We start from the raw sequence: 14,190 nt of genomic DNA, 5'->3' as shown, positions 1-14,190 counted from the left end.
GACTGTGTTTTGGCCTATTATAGGGGGTGAAGTTATAATTTCACCAATAACCTGACCAGAGGGTTAAAAAATATTAAAATCCCCGTAAAATGGCGGGTTTGAGCACTCTTAAGGTGCTCATGAGTGCTAATAGTAAACCTTGTGTGAACCAGTATAGAGCGTCCAAAAAATAGGGTGTCAGTGGAAAGCGGAATTTTGGCTTTAGAATGGTGCATGCAGTAAATTGACTAAAATCTAGTCACCTGATTTTGTGAATGGATTTGACCAGAGAAAAACATGTCTGCATACGAAAACGAAATTAAGCAAGCGGTTCGAACGATAGAGAACTGGCCAGATGAAGGTGTGATGTTTCGCGATATCATGCCCTTGCTGCAAGACGCCCATATTTTTAGAAAACTAATCGATAGCTTTGTACACCGTTACCAAAAAGAAACTGTGGATGCGGTCGCTGCCATTGATGCCCGTGGCTTTATCCTTGGTGCGCCTTTAGCATATGAGTTGGGAGTACCGTTGGTGCCGGTGCGTAAAAAAGGAAAACTCCCTTACGAAACCGTGAGCCAAAGCTACAAACTCGAGTACGGCGAAGCAGAGATCGAGCTGCACACAGATGCTCTAAAAGCCGGCGATAACGTAGTGGTAATGGATGATTTAATCGCAACTGGGGGAACCATGCTAGCGGCCTGCGAGCTGATCAAGAAGCTGGATGCGAATGTATTGGAAGTAGCGGCTATCATTGATCTACCAGACCTAAAGGGCAGTGAGCGCCTGAGGGACGCTGGCTTTAATATCTACAGCATTTGCCAGTTTGATGGTCTGTGATATTGATAATTTGCTTACATTAGAAAATTAAAAAGGGGCTAGCGCCCCTTTTTTAGTATGCTTGATGTGGCAATACACATCAGCGTAAGAATGGGTTAATAAGAGCTCCCCAGAAACCAGTCAGTTTCAAGGGCGCATCCATAACCGCAAAGCAGATACAATCCATGTCGTTATGAGCACGAGGGCTGTGTTGAGTCTGCTCGTTTGCGAGAATGAAGTCACCACTATGGTAGCTGCCAGCCTCGTCACTGAAGGCTCCACTCATCACTAAAGTAAACTCGTTGCCCTTGTGTGTATGCTCAGGTAACTCTTTGCCCGCCTTAATTTTGTAAAACTTGGCAACGTACTGATTGTCGTCGCCAAAATTAAGATCATACTGTTGGATATTGCTGCTAAAGCCATACCAAGGCAAGTCGTCGAAATTCTTGGGTACGAAACGACGCAATGGCTTGGGAATATTTTTGTCTACACCCGTATCCTCAGCTGATGCTGACGACGAGCGACTGTCTCCCAAGCGGGCGATCGTTTTACTTAATAAATCTTCGCTAACGACAATGTTGTCGTCGGCTTTTGTCCACATTGTTTCTAGCAGCTCACCGCCCAGGCGCTCGTACGTTCGGACCTGATTGCGACAATGGGGACACTGCTGAATGTGGCAGGCCACCATAATGCCTAGGGCGTTGTCGAGCTGCCCTGCAGCGAACTGCATTAAAAGTTCAGCGTTAGGATGATAATTAGCCATGTTACCTGCTCTTTTGCTAGGGTATCTAACTTTTTCATCGCTAGGCGTAGCCTAGACTTGATGGTTCCTAGAGGTAGGTCCAATTCCCCAGCAATTTCGCTATGGGACTTACCTTCAAAATACACCTTAAAGACGATCTGTTTCTGCTCATCTGGTAAGGCTTGTAGTAGTGTACGGATAACCTTCCCATTCAGATCACGTTCGACCTCAGATTCTACATCCTCTGAGCCCTCTTGATCGTCTTCCCAGTCTGGCCACAAATCCTCGGAATGTATGACATCCAATTTATTCTTGCGCGCTAGGTCGATACGCTTATTCCGGATGATGGTATATAACCATGTACTGGCACTGGCCGCCTTTGGATTATAAAGGTGCGCTTTACGCCAAACAGTGAGCAAACACTCCTGCACCAATTCTTCGGCTTCACTGTCATTGGCACCGCAACGAAGTGCATAGGCCTTCAAGCGAGAAGATGACAATTCGAATAGCTCTGCAAAGGTGCGCTGGTCTTGATCTTCGGCCAATTTAACAATGAGTTCGCCCAGCTTATTGTTGGACTCACTTCGCGAGTAACTCAAGGAAATATCCTTTTTAAATGCTTTTTTTTAAAGTAAATCAATGGCGAGTTCTGGTAAAGCAAAACTTTGTCGCAGCAGTGATCTGAGTCAGTCCGTGGAGCGTAAAAGGCTCACAAAATGCATGGTATCAGATAAGGTTTTATCATCATATGCAGCACTATCCAATTATCATCATCGGAGCGGGTTTGGCGGGCGTGAATGCCGCTTATACTTTGCAGGCTCAAGGACATCGAGTTTTGTTAATCGATAAGGCGCGCGGCACTGGCGGGCGTGCGTCTAGTAAGCGCCTGCAATGTGACGATGAGCATTCGGTTGGCTTTGATATGGGGCTAAGTGCATTCGAAGCCAACAGTGCACAATGGCAAGCGCGTCTCGCAACATTACAAAAAAATGAACAAATTGATTTGTGGTTTCAACGAGACGATCACGATTTTTATTGCGGTCGCGGACGCAACTCGGTGGTCACGCGAGCCCTAACAGAGAATTGTGATTTTCTACTGTCTACTCGTGTGCTTTCTTTGGCATCAAGCGTAAATGGTGGCTGGCAGTTGTCGCTTGAAAACACGGAAGGGAAGAAAACGGACGTGAGTGCTTCTCACGTGATTATAACGGCTCCAGCACAACAGGCATCGGCCATATTGCCAAATGAGTTTGCCAAGATTAAATCTGCGCTAACGTCACTCAGTTGTCATCCAAGTTTTGTTACGCTGGTGGCGACCAATAAAAAAATATCGAGCAGTGATGCCATTATGAAGTTGGACGACAATGCTCTGCACAGTATTGCTTTCGAGCATTGCAAACCTCAACGGGATAGTGCTGGTCATAGTTTGTTAAAGCTGCAAGCAACTACCGAATTTTCCTTGACGCATCTTGACGATGATAAAGCCAAAGTAGGTGAAAAGTTGATTCAGGCGGCAGAGGCGGTTCTGGGTCCATTGCGTCCAATTGCTCAGCACACGCATCGATGGCTTTATAGCCAATATGCGGACGGTATCGGCCAAGAATTAATAGACAGGGACATTAGGCTATCATCAGGATATATTACTCTTAGACCAGATTTATTAATTGCATCTGATTACGCCTATAAAGCCTATACGGAGCAGCAACCTCAGGCATTGCGAGTGAGTGATGCCGAGTCGGCTTGTTTGAGTGGTATGGCCGCCGCAGAAGTGATACTAGAAAGTCATTTGGAGAGCGCTTGATGTCTAGTTTTAATGCCGTTTGGTTTCGACGAGACCTTCGTGTTCACGACAATCCGGCGCTATTCCATGCCATGAAAAACGGTCAGTGCATTGCGTTCTATTGCTTAGCGCAAAAACAATGGGACGAGCATCAAGTCTCTCTACGCCAGCGATCACTTATACGTCAGCAGTTAGAAGATTTAACGCAATCACTTGCGGCTTTGGGTGTGCCACTCATTGTCATTGATACCGCGGATTTTAAATCCATTCCTAAAACATTCGTGAGTGTTTTGCAGCAATACAATGTTGAGCAACTGTTTTGCAATGCTGAATACGAAGTTAATGAAGTGGCGCTGACTAAAAATGTGACAGAAGCTTTACAGCAACAGGATATAAAATGTCATGAATATCATGATCAGTGCTTAATACAACCAGGTGTTATTGTTAACAAACAAGATCAACCTTACAAAGTTTTCACCGCGTTTAAGAAGGCATATTTAGCGCAGTTGGATATTTACATGAGGGATTTATATCCGTTGCCAAAGAAACAGCAAGCACCCAAAGTAAAAACCGATATCAGTGCTTTGCAATCTATTGCTCAGGTGGATATTGACCCTTGGCAAGGTAGTGAACAGGTTGCGCTGGATGCATTGGATGAATTTTGTAAAGATCGAATCAAAGCCTACAAACGTGATCGTGATATTCCATCGCTGGATGGCACTAGTACGCTAAGCCCTTATTTAGCCATCGGTAGTTTGAGCGTTCGTCAGTGTTGGCAGATGTCGCAGCAAGTGAGCCCTTCGGGAAGCAAGCCTGAGGGTATAGCGACCTGGCAATCTGAATTGATTTGGAGAGATTTTTATCGTCACCTCATTTATTTCTTTCCTCATGTTTGTCAATACAAAGCCTTTAAGCAAGAAACCGATCATTTGCCATGGAAAAAAGATCAAGCCTTGTTCCAAGCGTGGTGTGATGGTCGTACTGGCTATCCGCTGGTTGATGCAGCCATGCGCCAATTAAATCAAACTGGATGGATGCATAATCGTTTGCGCATGGTCGCCGCTATGTTTTTAAGCAAGCATTTATTTATTGATTGGCGCTTAGGTGAGGCCTATTTCATGCAACAGCTGATCGATGGCGATCTCGCCAGTAACAATGGCGGTTGGCAGTGGAGTGCGTCTACTGGTGTGGATGCTGTTCCATACTTTCGTATTTTTAATCCAATTCGCCAAAGTGAACGTTTTGATAGTAAAGGTACATTTTTGAGGCAGTACGTGCCCGAGCTGGCTAGCTTAGATGATAAGCGAATACATAACCCAGATCCCATTACGGTTAAGAAGCTGGGCTATCCAGCCCCGATTGTGGATCATAAACAAGCAGTGGTACAAACTAAGCAGTGGTTTAAAGAGTTGGATGCCTCAAATAAAGAATTTTATTCTCAGGAGTCTTTAATATGAGCATTAGCAGAAGCGCTGGCTCGTTGTGGCGAACGATCAAGTTATGGGTGGACGCTGAACAGCAAGACGCCCCCTTAAAAGACGGCGCCGAAAGCCGTGAAATGAACTGGCTGCGGGTCATGCCATTCATCTTTATTCATTTAGCCTGTATCGCCGTAATTTGGGTGGGCATCAGTCCCGTCGCCGTTGCCGTATGCTTACTAATGTATTGGGTAAGAATGTTTGCCATTACCGCGTTTTATCATCGCTATTTTTCCCACCGCAGTTTTAAAACTAATCGCTTTTGGCAATTTTGCTTCGCGATTCTTGGTAATAGCGCATCTCAGCGCGGACCTCTTTGGTGGGCAGCCCATCACCGCAAACATCATAAGCATAGTGACGAAGACGAAGATTTGCACAGCCCAGTGAAACACGGTTTTTGGTGGAGCCACGTGGGATGGTTTACTTGTGATGCGGCCTTTAAAACTGACTATTCAGTGGTAAAAGATTGGGCAAAATTTCCAGAGCTTAAATTCCTAAACCGCTACGATAGTCTCGTCCCTGTTTTAATGGCGGTATGCATGTTTGCTTTGGGTGTAGTATTGAATGCCTTATGGCCCAATCTAGGTACTAGTGGTTGGCAGATGCTGATCTGGGGGTACTTCATTTCTACGGTGCTTTTATTTCACGGCACTTTTACGATTAATTCTTTGTGTCATCAATGGGGCAAACGCCGTTTTGAAACCCGCGATGATAGTCGAAATAATTTTTGGTTAGCCCTAATTACCTTGGGCGAAGGTTGGCACAACAACCACCATCGATTTGCTACGTCTGCTCGCCAAGGGTTTTACTGGTGGGAGATTGATATTTCTTATTATATTTTGAAGGCCATGAGTAAGCTGGGCATTATTTATGATCTAACTCCCGTGCCTGAGAAAATCTTGCGCGAAGGTCGTGAGAAGGGGAAGTGATATGCAGCAAACCGATTTAGCTCAGCATCCTCTTGATCGATTCGAGCAGCTTTACCACTCTTTGAATAAAGACAGCATAGAGTTGGTAAAAGATGTTTATGCCGATGATATTGTGTTTATTGATCCGTTTCATCGAATCGAAGGCATGTCGCAGTATCTAAAGTACTGTGCCGATATGTACGAAAATGTAACCCGTTGTGAATTCCAGTTTCATGATCGCTATGTAAAAGATGGCGCAGCCGTGATCACGTGGACGATGACCTTCGTCCATCCCAAGCTCAATAAAGGTGAGCCAGTCACCGTTGATGGTGCTTCGAAATTAAAGTTTCACGATAAAATTTACTCTCACAAAGATTATTTTGATGGCGGTGCTTTGCTTTATGAGCACGTGCCCGTTTTAGGTTGGGCGATTGGCGCATTGAAAAAGCGTTTTGGTTAATTTTTAGGGATAGTTAATAGATGCAAAATAATAATGAACAACAAAGAATCGCTATTGTTGGTTCTGGTATTTCTGGTCTCACATGTGGATATCTTTTATCGCAGAAACACGAGATCACATTATTCGAAGCCAATGATTACCTTGGCGGCCACACACATACCTACGATGTTGAATCCAATGGTAAAACCTATCCAGTGAATACCGGCTTTATCGTATTTAACGACTGGACCTATCCTAACTTTATCAAGTTAATGGACAAGTTGGGTGTGGAGAGCGAAGAGTCGGACATGAGTTTCAGTGTGCGCGATGAAAACTCAGGTTTAGAATACAACGGCACCAGCTTGAATAGCTTATTTGCCCAGCGTATTAATATAATTCGACCACGCTTCTTGCGCATGGTGCGGGACATTCTGCGCTTTAACAAAGAAACCGTATCCGCATTGAGTCAGCAAAAGATAGACGAGGGTCAGACACTTGGTGAATTTGTGGAAGAGCAAGGTTACGGCAAAGAATTTGTGCATCACTACATTGTCCCCATGGGCAGCGCCATTTGGTCCGCATCTGTGGATGTGATGATGGACTTTCCATTAAAGTTCTTCCTTCAATTCTTTAATAACCATGGCATGCTCAGTGTCGATGATCGACCAACCTGGCGAGTGCTGACCGGTGGCTCTCGTTCTTACATTGATCCTATTACCGCGCCGTTTAAAGAACGTATTCATTTAAATACGCCAGTGACCTCTGTGAAGCGCCATGATACTGGTGTGACAATCACGACTAATCAAGGCACTCACGAGTTTGATCAAGTAATATTCGCCTGTCATAGCGATCAAGCATTGTCCATGTTAAGTGACGCCAGTATGGATGAAGAGCATATTCTGGGCACCATTCCTTATCAAATGAACGACGTGGTATTACACACAGATGAGCGCTTGATGCCCAAGCGAAAATTGGCATGGGCGGCATGGAACTATCATATTCCGCAACGTAAAAGCGAATATGCCATGGTCACCTATAATATGAATATCTTGCAAAATTATCAGGACGCGGACGAAACCTTTTTGGTTACCTTAAATCGCAATCAAGAGATTGACCCTGATAAGATTATTGCTAAGTTCCGTTATGCACACCCCGTCTTCACACTGGATGGTGTCGCGTCGCAAAAACGCCATAGCGACATCAGTGGCAAAAATCGCACGCATTTTTGCGGAGCCTATTGGTTAAATGGTTTCCACGAAGACGGAGTGAATAGCGCACTGATGGTGTGTAAGGACTTTGGCATTGGAATCGATTGATATGAGCATTAAGAATTCATGTATTTACCAAGGAGAAGTACGCCATCGCCGCTTTTTACCCAAGCGTCATGAGCTGAACTACTCTTTGTACATGATGTTCATTGATCTTGATGAATGGTCTGAGATCTTTCGTGGAAAATGGTACGCCTCCCTTGAGCGTTTTAATTTGTTGAGCCTAAGACGCGATGATTACTTTCAAGGTAATCAGTCAGATTTGAAACAGTCGATTATTGACCATGTGGAAAAGGATTTTGCTGAGCGTGGTTTACAATATCAAAACATTACGCGAGTGATGTTGCTCACTCATGGGAGACACTTCAATATCATTTTTAATCCCGTAAGTTTTTATTATTGCTATGATGAATTCGATCAACTGGTTGCAATCGTATCGCAAATAACCAATACGCCCTGGGGTGAGCGCCATAGTTATGTCTTGCCGAAAGGGCAAAGCGACGCGGCCATGAAAGTGGAGCTGAAAGGCGATAATAAGCATATTTTCCATTTTGCAAAACAGTTTCATGTATCGCCATTTAACCCAATGAATATGGATTATCGCTGGGTGTTTTCTGAACCTGGCGAGAAACTGCATGTGCATATGGATAACTTTATGCAGGATGCAGACAATGAAAAGCATTTTGATGCTACCTTAACCATGGAAAAGCGCAGTTGGCAGGCGTTACCTAAGAGCTTGATCCAAACCCCTTTAATAACCGTAAAGGTGATGTGGGGTATTTACTGGCACGCCTTGAGATTGTGGATGAAGGTGCCTTTTTACGATCACCCAAAAACCAAAACGGCTACCCCTCAAGGGGCCGACAATAAAACAAGATAGGAGTCTCCGGTATGGCCACGTCAGTAGCGGAACTGGATATTAAAAAAAGTCGATTGAGTTTTTTGCGTAAATTGGCGCGTAAGCTAATTCACGGGCAGTTACAAAAACTGCATACAGGATGCTTGGTGATAAAAGAGGGCGATGACGCCTTTGTCTTTGGTGAAAATCTAACTGCAGATCATGATCTTTATGCAGAACTGCATATCCAAGATGCTAGCGCCTATGTTGATATCCTTACTGGTGGCAGTATCGGTGCCGCGGAGGCGTATATGACAGGTGATTGGACCACTCCCGATTTGACCAAAGCCGTGCGCGTGATGGCTAGAAATATCGATCTGATGAATGCCATGGAAGGGGGCATTGCCTCGCTGATCTCTGGCCCTTTCTTAAAGTTCTTCCACCGCTTAAATCAGAACAATGAAAAAGGCAGTCGCCGTAACATCGCAGCCCATTACGATCTGGGTAACGAATTATTTGAGTTATTTTTAGATCCGACCATGATGTACTCCAGTGGTATTTTCCCCACCGCTGACGCGACGATGGAAGAGGCCTCCCTGAATAAACTCAAAACGATTTGTGAGCGATTGCATTTAACCGCTGACGATCATGTGGTGGAAATCGGCACAGGATGGGGTGGGTTTGCAGTTTATGCCGCGAAAAATTATGGCTGTAAAGTCACGACGACCACTATTAGCGAAGAGCAATATAATCTTGCCAAAGAGCGTATTAAAGAACACGGGTTGGAAGGTCAAATTACATTACTCAAAGAAGATTATCGCAAGTTAGAGGGAACTTACGACAAGCTGGTTTCTATTGAAATGATTGAAGCGGTTGGCCATCAGTTCTTTGATACTTACTTTGAGAAATGTGCGTCGCTACTCAAGCCCGATGGCCTAATGTTGATCCAAGCTATTACCATTGAAGATCAGCGCTATGATCGTGCTCTCAAAAATGTGGACTTTATTCAGCGCTATATTTTCCCTGGTAGCTGTATTCCTAGTATTCAAGCAATGCTTACCTCAACCAAGAAGCATACGGATTTAAATTTGGTAGAGCTGCATGATTTTGGCGCTCATTACAGTCATACCTTGAAACTCTGGCAAGACGCTTTCAATGCCCATGATGAAGAAATTTCTAAACTTGGCTATAGCGAAGACTTTAAGCGCATGTGGCGTTTTTATTTAAGCTACTGTGAAGGTGGTTTTGCTGAGCGAGCTATTGGCGTTAGTCATCTGGTTTGGGCTAAGCCTGAGTATAAGCACAATCCAGTTTGATATGATAAGTATTCCTTTCCCTGTGTAATATACAATTAGGGAAAGGGATTTAATCCTCTTTCCCTTTTCTTATAAACTGAACCTTTGTTCATTCCTACTACTTATAATTAAACGTTTTTGGCGCAATTGGTTTGTTTTCAAGTGTACTAAATCTTGTTACTGTCCAAAGCATAATAATAAAAAAACTTGCCGCTGGTATTGATATCAATACCCAATTAAAAATAAGAGCAAGATAAAAATGGCACTGGAACCTTGAAGTAAAAAGGAACCAGGTGTGAAAAAAATAATAAAATGGGTGTTAAGCTTTTCGTTGCTATCAAACTTTTGCTGGGCAGAGTTGGTGCCTCTGTCGGATGAGCAAATGCATGAGCAACACGGGCAGGCATTAATCACCATTGATCAATACAATGAAAACGGACTCAATTTCGTCCGTGTTAATACAGGCTTTGATGTCAAAGTGCAGCTGAATGCCGACAAAGTGGTATTTGGTGAGTACCCTCGCGCTGGTGAAACTCAAAGTGCTGATATCGATTTTGATAATTTCGCCCTAGGCCACATAGAGAACGGCGAAATTATTCCGTTCGAACTCAATGAACCTTTCTTTGAGTACGCTTATGATCCCAGCTCTGGTAGTAACGACCTGGTAGGTTTACGCGTGGGTTTTGGTGACTCCCGCGGAAAGATGAGCTTTGATATTAATAGCCTCACGGGCAATATTGATGTGTTGCTGCAAGGGGCATACGATGCCGATACATGGATTGGCACTTTCACCGTGGAAGCGACGAGTCGCGCTAATCTCGTGAATGCGAATGGCGATATCGACCCTATTCGCGCCACACAAGTCGGGGTGCCCAACGGAAGCACGTTTGATGCAGTGGCCTTTGGTTTTATCCCTATCAGTCTCAATGTGAATAACTGTACCGTTAGCGGTTTTGGCGTAAACGACAATGTGTGCTTTCCGCTATCAAATTATAAAACCCTGGATATTGGTGAGAAAGTATCTGATACCCAATTCGATCCGGCACCAGGATTATTCTTGTCGTTTCAAAGTCGCGATATGGTTTGGGGGACCGGTGATCCTGGCGACCCTGCTACGCAAACCTACCAAGGTGCATTTTTTAATATTCCCAATGGTAGTCTGACGTTAACCCCTGAACAGGCACTGAACGGCATTCCCAGAGCCCAGACAGAGTTCATTAATCGTGGCGTTGGTCGCTTTACCACACCTTAAATTTCCCACACCCTTTACTTTTTATGGTTATTAAAAAATCCCTCGGCGAACCGAGGGCAAGGGCACTGGACCTTACGGTCTAGGGTGGTTATTAAAGTGTCTTATTGACAGATTGTCAAACAATCCATCAATTTATGGCGAGTATCGCCTATCTATAGCTGATCTAAACTGTGGTGAGAGGCGTAAGTGATGAGTAAAGGAGGAAGTTATGCAACAGATATGGGTTATCGGTGCATCAAGCGGTATTGGTTTATCGGTGGCACAAGCGTATGCAGATCAGGGTCATAATGTACTTGTTAGCGCACGTAATGAGCAAAAGCTGAATGATATTTGTGACAAAAATGATCATTTGCATGCTGTACCCTTGGATGCGACAGATGCTGCCAGTATTCAGCAAGCTCAGCAGAAAGTTAAAACAATCACTGGCCATCTCGACAAAGTGATTATTAACGCGGGGACGGCAGAATACGTGGATCTGTTGCCCGTGGATGTGGATCTTGTTCGCCGTGTATTTGAGATTAATTTCTTTGGCGCGATCAACATGATCAATGCCTCTCTACCTTTTCTTTATGACGCTGTGACTGGGGGGCAAAAACCTCAGCTTGTGATTGTTTCCAGTAGTGTGAGCTATCAAGCTCTGACTAGAGCACATGCTTATGGTGCAAGTAAGGCTGCCATTCGTTACTTTACAGAATGCTTGAAAGCCGATGTGCAGCATCAAGGTATTGATGTGCGCGTTGTCAGCCCAGGTTTTGTGAAGACGCCGCTTACTGATAAAAATGACTTCGAAATGCCGTTTGTTATTACCAGTGAGGATGCAGCTAAACGCATTGTTAAAGGGTTGGATGGATCCCGTTTCGATATTCATTTTCCTAAACGTTTTACCTTATTGCTAAAGCTTTTCTCATTCTTACCTCACCGCTTAAAGTTTTGGCTGCTCGGTAAGATGTCGCGCTTCGAACCTCAAGGTGAAAACTCATGAACAAGCAGCACATACTTTTAAATGCCGTCTTGTTTCAGTTCGCTTGGTTTAGCGCGGCATTGGTTTCATGGTTATTGTCTTCGTTGTTTGTCATTGCTGGCTTGATTCAATTATCAGTCGTATATAGATCAGGCGTGGCCAAGCAAGCTCTGCTTGTAACGGGAGCGATTCTGTTGGGGATCGCTATGGATTCAAGTTTCCATCATCTTGGTATCTATACCTTTTTAAATAACCCAGCTCACGTTTTAGGTTTTCCGTTTTGGTTGCTTTGTATGTGGTTTGCCTTTGCAACCAGCCTTTGCTTATCTCTGGCTTGGCTATTTGCAAAGCCTGTGATTTTTATTGTAGCTGCTGCGATTATGGGGCCAGTTTCATATTTGGCGGGTAGAGAATTAGATTTACTTATGTTTGTCAATTCAGATATTCCTTGGATGATTGCTGCTTGGGGATCGTGGGCCGCTTTAACGCAAGGGTTTGCTCATTTAATTGGGCAATCGTCAGAATCGGATTCGATACAAGATTCGGTATAGCAGTCGAATCAAAAAGGATATAAACATGTTAAGAGTTATACATTTCGCGTGCCTGCCCGTGTTTCTTTTATCGTTGGTTAGTTTCTCAGGGATTGCCGAAGAGAATAAAGAAGAGCGTTTTACGGGTAAGGCTTATGATCAACAGAGCGGTGATTTAATCTACACTGAGCAGCATTCTATTAAGGTCGATGAGAGCGGCGCTCCAGTGTCGGGTAACGTGGTGTATACCCAAGCCAACGGAGAAGAGCTTGCAGTTAAACAGCTTAATTATGGCAAAATTCCATATTCACCTAGTTTTCAGTTCGATGATCAGCGCCTAGCCAAAAGTCTTGAAGTGCAGGTTGAAGTTGATCGCTTATTAATTCGTAGTGCCGAAGGGGAAGAATCCGTTAAATTGCCGCGAGATAAGCCGGCTGTTGTGGATGCTGGGTTTAACTATTTTATGCAGCAGAGCTTGCCCGAGCTAAAGCAAGGTAAAACCCTTTCTTTGGCTTTTCTTGCAGTGGGTCGTGCCGAGTTTTATGGATTTGAAGTAAGCCCTGAAAAGATAAACGACAAGACGATACGTATTAAACTCGCGCCCAGTGCCTGGGTGTTATCCGTTTTAGTAGACCCGACATACTTAACCTATGATGTAAAAACAAGTCGATTGATTCGCTATGAAGGACTGGGCAATATTGAGCGAGTAAGAAGTGGCAAAGGACTCGACGAGAATTATGTCGTGCGTATTGAGTATGAATATCCAGAATAGGTCGATTTCATGATTACTTTAAGAATCATTGGTGTTTTGTATTTATTATCAGGTTTGTGGTGCGTGGCAAACCCAGACGTGAGCAGTCAGTTCTTAGGTATGACTTTAAGCCAGCAAGGCTTGGCAGAATTCATTGCGGTTTATGGCGGGCTGCAGGTTGGTATTGCTGTGGCCATGCTGGGTAGCACGTTCAATGCACAATTCGTCCCTGGTGCATTGTATTTTGCACTTTTGGTTTCTGCAGGATTGTTTGTCTTTCGCCTCATCGGCATCGTATTGCACGGCGCTTACGAAGGTTTGCTGATGATGGCCGTGTTGGAAGGTGTGTTTGTGGTGGCGCTATTGAAAAGCTATCTAAAGCGACGGGATGTGTCGCTCTAGATATTCACATGGATCAAGTTTATTTGCTTTGATTGCCATTGTGGTTTGAATAGGCTTCGGGCTTGTCCCATTGGGTGCTTTGGCGGTCAATCTTACCGACATCCAAGAACGGTGAGGCATCAATATGGTCAGCATCCATCATTGATGCCACTCGCTGCAGCGCAGAGATGATCATGGTTTGTTCCCATTCTTGCAAATCAGAAAACTGGCGGGCAAATTGATCTTGTAAGGGCATGGGGGCGTCTTTGAGCATTTCGTATGCGTCATCAGTGAGGTATGCGTGTACCTTGCGTTTATCCGTTTTGCTTCGTTCACGAAAGATTAGCTGTCGCTTTTCTAGGCGATCCATGATGGACGTGACCGTAGCTTGGCTTAAGCTCATTTGTTGTGCAATCTCGCCAATGGTTACTTGGCCTTTGTCGCGTATGGTTTGTAATAGCAAGATTTGCGGAGCCGTAAGCCCTGTGGTTTTAGCTAAATGCTTACTGTGCAGGTCAGTGGCTCGAATCACGCGGCGCAGTGCCACTAAGACTTCATCAATGCGGTCCAAAGTAATGTCCTGGGGATTTAAAGACGAAGCGTTATTGTATCCTGCTTTTAATGTGTCGACTATCTCACTCATGTGGCGGCTAAACATCTATTATTGATACGACATAGAGGAGCAGAGCTCCTGAATTAGTTAGACTTCTAAGCAATTGATCCACTCCTGAAACACTTGGTTACTGGAATTGGTCAGATGTTTAGTGTA

General features: G+C 44.4%; 16 protein-coding genes. 13 read left to right on the top strand and 3 right to left on the bottom strand.

The annotated features are described in order from the left end of the window. Positions 1–276: 276 nt before the first annotated feature. Complete coding sequence (locus tag HF888_RS14105) at positions 277–819, top strand: adenine phosphoribosyltransferase (RefSeq protein ID WP_007018583.1); 543 nt, start codon at positions 277–279, stop codon at positions 817–819. Between the two features lie 79 nt (positions 820–898). Here the strand turns inward: HF888_RS14105 and HF888_RS14100 are convergent, their stop codons facing one another. Further along, on the bottom strand, positions 899–1,561 hold the full coding sequence (locus HF888_RS14100) for a ChrR family anti-sigma-E factor (protein WP_007018584.1): 663 nt from the start codon (positions 1,559–1,561) through the stop codon (positions 899–901). Continuing rightward, on the bottom strand, positions 1,528–2,139 hold the full coding sequence (locus HF888_RS14095; protein ID WP_007018585.1) for a sigma-70 family RNA polymerase sigma factor: 612 nt from the start codon (positions 2,137–2,139) through the stop codon (positions 1,528–1,530). The genes HF888_RS14100 and HF888_RS14095 overlap by 34 nt, the downstream gene beginning before the upstream one ends. Before the next feature lie 149 nt (positions 2,140–2,288). Between HF888_RS14095 and HF888_RS14090 the strand changes: the two genes are divergently transcribed. From HF888_RS14090 to HF888_RS14035, 12 genes are all read left to right on the top strand, one after another. Beyond that, the gene (locus HF888_RS14090) at positions 2,289–3,341 is read left to right on the top strand and encodes an NAD(P)/FAD-dependent oxidoreductase (protein ID WP_007018586.1); all 1,053 of its coding nucleotides are present in this window, start codon (positions 2,289–2,291) and stop codon (positions 3,339–3,341) included. Beyond that, positions 3,341–4,777: a deoxyribodipyrimidine photo-lyase gene (gene phrB / locus HF888_RS14085; protein ID WP_007018587.1), complete on the top strand. Its 1,437-nt coding sequence runs from the start codon at positions 3,341–3,343 to the stop codon at positions 4,775–4,777. The genes HF888_RS14090 and phrB overlap by 1 nt, the downstream gene beginning before the upstream one ends. Then, entirely contained in the window at positions 4,774–5,727 is a 954-nt protein-coding gene (locus HF888_RS14080; protein ID WP_007018588.1) for an acyl-CoA desaturase, read from the top strand. The genes phrB and HF888_RS14080 overlap by 4 nt, the downstream gene beginning before the upstream one ends. 1 nt (position 5,728) lies before the next feature. Next, the gene (locus HF888_RS14075) at positions 5,729–6,166 is read left to right on the top strand and encodes a nuclear transport factor 2 family protein (RefSeq protein WP_007018589.1); all 438 of its coding nucleotides are present in this window, start codon (positions 5,729–5,731) and stop codon (positions 6,164–6,166) included. A 20-nt stretch (positions 6,167–6,186) separates the two neighbouring features. Then, a complete protein-coding gene (locus HF888_RS14070) occupies positions 6,187–7,461 on the top strand; it encodes an NAD(P)/FAD-dependent oxidoreductase (RefSeq protein WP_007018590.1) in 1,275 nt (424 codons plus the stop codon). Between the two features lies 1 nt (position 7,462). Continuing rightward, positions 7,463–8,293, top strand: coding sequence for a DUF1365 domain-containing protein (locus HF888_RS14065; protein ID WP_007018591.1), 831 nt, complete (start codon positions 7,463–7,465; stop codon positions 8,291–8,293). Between the two features lie 11 nt (positions 8,294–8,304). Then, complete coding sequence (locus HF888_RS14060; RefSeq protein ID WP_007018592.1) at positions 8,305–9,567, top strand: SAM-dependent methyltransferase; 1,263 nt, start codon at positions 8,305–8,307, stop codon at positions 9,565–9,567. 274 nt (positions 9,568–9,841) lie between these two features. After that, positions 9,842–10,798, top strand: coding sequence for a hypothetical protein (locus HF888_RS14055; RefSeq protein WP_007018593.1), 957 nt, complete (start codon positions 9,842–9,844; stop codon positions 10,796–10,798). Between the two features lie 208 nt (positions 10,799–11,006). Then, on the top strand, positions 11,007–11,780 hold the full coding sequence (locus HF888_RS14050) for an SDR family NAD(P)-dependent oxidoreductase (RefSeq protein WP_007018594.1): 774 nt from the start codon (positions 11,007–11,009) through the stop codon (positions 11,778–11,780). Further along, on the top strand, positions 11,777–12,310 hold the full coding sequence (locus tag HF888_RS14045) for a DUF2878 domain-containing protein (RefSeq protein WP_007018595.1): 534 nt from the start codon (positions 11,777–11,779) through the stop codon (positions 12,308–12,310). The genes HF888_RS14050 and HF888_RS14045 overlap by 4 nt, the downstream gene beginning before the upstream one ends. Before the next feature lie 25 nt (positions 12,311–12,335). After that, on the top strand, positions 12,336–13,061 hold the full coding sequence (locus HF888_RS14040) for a hypothetical protein (protein WP_007018596.1): 726 nt from the start codon (positions 12,336–12,338) through the stop codon (positions 13,059–13,061). Positions 13,062–13,070: 9 nt separating this feature from the next. Then, positions 13,071–13,442 carry a hypothetical protein gene (locus tag HF888_RS14035; protein ID WP_007018597.1) on the top strand — a complete coding sequence of 124 codons (372 nt, stop codon included), beginning with the start codon at positions 13,071–13,073 and terminating at the stop codon, positions 13,440–13,442. 19 nt (positions 13,443–13,461) lie between these two features. Here HF888_RS14035 and HF888_RS14030 read toward each other — a convergent pair whose 3' ends face one another. Continuing rightward, a complete protein-coding gene (locus HF888_RS14030) occupies positions 13,462–14,064 on the bottom strand; it encodes a MarR family winged helix-turn-helix transcriptional regulator (protein WP_040298007.1) in 603 nt (200 codons plus the stop codon). Between the last annotated feature and the right edge of the window lie 126 nt (positions 14,065–14,190).

Source organism: Bermanella marisrubri (assembly GCF_012295615.1).
GTDB classification, from domain to species: domain Bacteria; phylum Pseudomonadota; class Gammaproteobacteria; order Pseudomonadales; family Oceanobacteraceae; genus Bermanella; species Bermanella marisrubri.
Note: the sequence above shows the minus strand (reverse complement) of the source record. Positions and strands in the feature narration are given on the sequence as shown.

Bases quoted from the DNA above. Each gene is read 5' to 3' on its own strand.
- HF888_RS14105 (WP_007018583.1), top strand. From the start codon at position 277: ATGTCTGCATACGAAAACGAAATTAAGCAAGCGGTTCGAACGATAGAG.
- HF888_RS14100 (WP_007018584.1), bottom strand. From the start codon at position 1,561: ATGGCTAATTATCATCCTAACGCTGAACTTTTAATGCAGTTCGCTGCA.
- HF888_RS14090 (WP_007018586.1), top strand. From the start codon at position 2,289: ATGCAGCACTATCCAATTATCATCATCGGAGCGGGTTTGGCGGGCGTG.
- phrB (WP_007018587.1), top strand. From the start codon at position 3,341: ATGTCTAGTTTTAATGCCGTTTGGTTTCGACGAGACCTTCGTGTTCAC.
- HF888_RS14080 (WP_007018588.1), top strand. From the start codon at position 4,774: ATGAGCATTAGCAGAAGCGCTGGCTCGTTGTGGCGAACGATCAAGTTA.
- HF888_RS14075 (WP_007018589.1), top strand. From the start codon at position 5,729: ATGCAGCAAACCGATTTAGCTCAGCATCCTCTTGATCGATTCGAGCAG.
- HF888_RS14070 (WP_007018590.1), top strand. From the start codon at position 6,187: ATGCAAAATAATAATGAACAACAAAGAATCGCTATTGTTGGTTCTGGT.
- HF888_RS14065 (WP_007018591.1), top strand. From the start codon at position 7,463: ATGAGCATTAAGAATTCATGTATTTACCAAGGAGAAGTACGCCATCGC.
- HF888_RS14060 (WP_007018592.1), top strand. From the start codon at position 8,305: ATGGCCACGTCAGTAGCGGAACTGGATATTAAAAAAAGTCGATTGAGT.
- HF888_RS14050 (WP_007018594.1), top strand. From the start codon at position 11,007: ATGCAACAGATATGGGTTATCGGTGCATCAAGCGGTATTGGTTTATCG.
- HF888_RS14045 (WP_007018595.1), top strand. From the start codon at position 11,777: ATGAACAAGCAGCACATACTTTTAAATGCCGTCTTGTTTCAGTTCGCT.
- HF888_RS14040 (WP_007018596.1), top strand. From the start codon at position 12,336: ATGTTAAGAGTTATACATTTCGCGTGCCTGCCCGTGTTTCTTTTATCG.
- HF888_RS14035 (WP_007018597.1), top strand. From the start codon at position 13,071: ATGATTACTTTAAGAATCATTGGTGTTTTGTATTTATTATCAGGTTTG.
- HF888_RS14030 (WP_040298007.1), bottom strand. From the start codon at position 14,064: ATGAGTGAGATAGTCGACACATTAAAAGCAGGATACAATAACGCTTCG.